Raw genomic sequence first — 3340 nt, 5'->3', positions numbered from 1 at the left:
CGAACCGGCGACACGGTGGACGGCGCGGTCCGCGCGCCCCGGGAAGGCGAGCGCTACTTTGCGCTCGTCAAGGTCGACCTGACGAACTTCGAGAACCCCGAGAACGTCCGCCACAAGGTGCTGTTCGACAACCTGACGCCGCTCTATCCCGACCAGCGCCTGCGCATGGAGATCGACGACCCGACGCTGAAGGACCGATCCGGCCGGGTAATCGACATCGTGGCGCCGCTCGGCAAGGGCCAGCGCTGCCTGATTACCTCTCCGCCCAGGGTCGGCAAGACGGTGATGCTGCAGAACATCGCCAAGTCCATCGAGACCAACCACCCCGAGTGCTACCTGATCGTGCTCCTGATCGACGAGCGCCCGGAAGAAGTCACCGATATGCAGCGCACGGTGAAGGGCGAGGTGATCTCCTCGACCTTCGACGAGCCGGCCACCCGCCACGTGCAAGTCGCGGAAATGGTTATCGAAAAGGCCAAGCGCCTGGTCGAGCACAAGCGCGACGTGGTGATCCTGCTGGACAGCGTCACCCGGCTTGGCCGCGCCTACAACACGGTCGTGCCGTCGTCCGGCAAGGTGCTGACCGGCGGCGTCGACGCCAACGCCCTGCAGCGTCCCAAGCGCTTCTTCGGCGCGGCGCGGAACATCGAGGAGGGGGGCTCGCTGACCATCATCGCCACCGCCCTGATCGACACCGGCAGCCGGATGGACGAGGTGATCTTCGAAGAGTTCAAGGGCACCGGTAACTCGGAAATCGTGCTCGACCGCAAGGTCGCCGACAAGCGGGTCTATCCGGCCATCGACGTGATCAAGTCCGGCACCCGCAAGGAGGAGCTGATCACGCCCAAGGAGCACCTGACCAAGACCTACATCCTGCGTCGGATCCTCGGTCCGATGGGCGCCCAGGACGCCATCGAATTCCTGCTCGACAAGCTGCGCTCGTCGAAGACCAACGAGGAGTTCTTCCAGTCCATGAACACCTGACCGGTGGGGCCTACCCGGCCCTACCGGTCAGACTTGTGTTTCACGTGAAACAGAGCGCGCTTTCCCTAGGTTGCTCCCCCGTTCTCCCCTTCGGGGGAGATGGCGCGTAGCGCCAGAGGGGGCCGGGCCGCAGGCCCGGTGGGAGGAGCTGTCAGCGAAGCTGACGGAAGGGGTCCCCCCACGATCTGAGCGGACCCTCTCCGGCGCTTCGCGCCACCTCCCCCAAATCGCGCTTCGCGCTGGGGGAGGAACTGGCGCTCACGGAATCAGCAAACTCGCCCCGATGGTCGCGCGGCTCTCGAGCGCTTCATGCGCCTTGCGGGCCTCGGCCAAGGGGAAGGTCTGGCGGATCTCGATCTTGATCTTGCCCGAGCCGATCATCTCGAACAGGGCGGCGGCGCTGGCGTCGAGCTCCTCGGGGGTGGTCTGGTAGTCGCCCATGGTCGGGCGGGTGAAGAACAGCGACCCGTTGACCATGAGCTGGCGGGCCTCGATTGGCGGCGGCGGCCCTGACGAATTGCCGAAGCTGACGAACAGGCCGCGGCGGGCCAGGCTCTTCAAGGTGCCCTCGAAAGTGTCCTTGCCCACGGAGTCGTAGGCCACCGGCACGCCCTTGCCGTCGGTGATCCGGCGAACCTCGGCGGCCACGTCCTGCTCATGGTAGAGGATCACATGGTCGGCGCCGAGCTCGCGCACCCGGGCGGCCTTCTGCTCCGAGCCGACCGTGCCGATGACCACCGCGCCGAGCGCCTTGGCCCACTGGACCAGGATCTGGCCGACGCCGCCGGCCGCGGCATGGGCGAGGATGGTCTCGCCGGCCTCGACGCGGTGCAGCCGGCGGATCAGGAACTCGACGGTCATGCCCTTGAGCAGGGCCGCCGCGGCCGTGCGCGCATCGATGCCAGGCGGAACCTTCACCGCCCGGTCGGCGCGGACCACGTTGGCGTCGGCATAGGCGCCGGGCGTCCCGGCGTAGGCGACCAGGTCGCCGACCTTGAACCCGGTGACGCCTTCGCCCACCGCCTCGACCGCGCCGGCGGCCTCCGAGCCCAGGCCCGAGGGCAGCTTCATCGGATAGAGGCCGGAGCGCTGGTAGGTGTCGATGAAATTGATGCCGATCGCCTGATGGCGGACCAGGATCTGCCCCGGGCCGGGCTGCGGGGTTTCGACCTCGGTGAGCTCGAGCACCTCCGGGCCGCCGGTCCGGGAAAGGCGGATCGCGCGCATCAGCCGAGGGTCTTCTTGAAGAAGGTCAGGGTGCGGCCGTTGGCGAGCTTGGCGGCCTCGGGGTTGTAGTTGTGGCCGCCCTCGCGGGCGAAGGCGTGGCCGCAGCCGGGATAGGTGTGGATCTCGATCTGCGGATGGTCCTTGAGCGCCGCCAGGATGATGGCCTGCGCCGCCTTCGGCACGAACTCGTCCTCCTCGGCGATATGCAGCAGCAGCGGATGGGTCAGCTTCTCGGCCTCCGCCACCCGGTTCTCCAGACCGACGCCGTAGTAGGCGACGGAGGCGTCGGCGTCGGTGCGGGTGGCGGTGAGGAAGGCCAGCTGGCCGCCCAGGCAATAGCCCACCGCGCCGACCTTGCCGTCACAGCCCGCGTCGCCGCGGATGTGGGCGATGGTGGCGGCGATGTCGCCGACGCCGGCCTCCACGTCGAAGGCGCCGAACAGCTCGAAGGCCCGCTTCAGCTCGGCTTCCGAGTGGTCGGTGATGTCGATGCCGGGCTCGATCCGCCAGAACAGGTCCGGGCAGATCGCCAGATAGCCCTGGCCCGCCAGGCCGTCGGTGATGTCCCGCATCACCTGGTTCACCCCGAAGATCTCCTGGATGACCACCACCGCCGGGGCGGGGGATCGGCCGGGCCTCGCCACATAGGCGCTGAAGGACCCGTCCTCGGTGGTGATTGTCGTGCGCTCGCCCATGATGGTCTCCCGTTTCCGAAATGCTCCTGGTCTGCGCTACTAGCGCCAGGGGCCGCTCCACGGCCATATGGAATCCGAACGGGAGCCTTCGGCCATGAAAATGACGATCGAGGTGGACTGCACGCCGGAGGAGGCGCGACGCTTCCTCGGCCTGCCGGATGTCAGCGCGCTCAACGACCATCTGGTTAGTGAGATGCAGAAGCGGATCGACGCCAACATGGCGATGATTTCGCCTGACGAGCTGGTGAAGAACTGGATGAGCTTCGGGGCCGGCGCCCAGGAGCAGTTCCGCAAGCTGATGGAAGTGGGCATGAACGCGGCGTCCCAGAAAAAGTGACCGACACCATCTTCGCGCCCGCCACGGCCGCGGGCCGGGCGGCGGTGGCGGTGGTGCGCCTGTCGGGGCCGGGGAGCGCCGAGGCCGAGCGGGCCCT

4 protein-coding genes are annotated in these 3340 nt (G+C 67.8%); 2 read left to right on the top strand and 2 right to left on the bottom strand.

Going from position 1 to position 3340, the window contains the following annotated elements:
• Window positions 1-984 (top strand): transcription termination factor Rho (rho, locus tag JWP28_RS11920; protein WP_299543123.1); only part of this gene is annotated, 984 nt, incomplete at its 5' end.
• Between the two features lie 258 nt (window positions 985-1242).
• On the opposite strand, the gene JWP28_RS11915 is transcribed toward rho, so the two are convergent.
• Window positions 1243-2211, bottom strand: a complete 969-nt coding sequence (locus tag JWP28_RS11915) for a quinone oxidoreductase (protein WP_299543121.1) — start codon at window positions 2209-2211, stop codon at window positions 1243-1245.
• Window positions 2211-2906, bottom strand: a complete 696-nt coding sequence (locus JWP28_RS11910) for a dienelactone hydrolase family protein (protein ID WP_299543119.1) — start codon at window positions 2904-2906, stop codon at window positions 2211-2213. Before JWP28_RS11910 ends, JWP28_RS11915 begins: the two co-directional genes overlap by 1 nt.
• Window positions 2907-3000: 94 nt before the next feature.
• Between JWP28_RS11910 and JWP28_RS11905 the strand changes: the two genes are divergently transcribed.
• Window positions 3001-3243, top strand: a complete 243-nt coding sequence (locus JWP28_RS11905; protein ID WP_299543117.1) for a DUF6489 family protein — start codon at window positions 3001-3003, stop codon at window positions 3241-3243.
• Window positions 3244-3340 lie beyond the last annotated feature (97 nt).

The organism is Phenylobacterium sp. (assembly GCF_028290885.1).
Lineage (GTDB): Bacteria > Pseudomonadota > Alphaproteobacteria > Caulobacterales > Caulobacteraceae > Phenylobacterium.
Note: the sequence above shows the minus strand (reverse complement) of the source record. Positions and strands in the feature narration are given on the sequence as shown.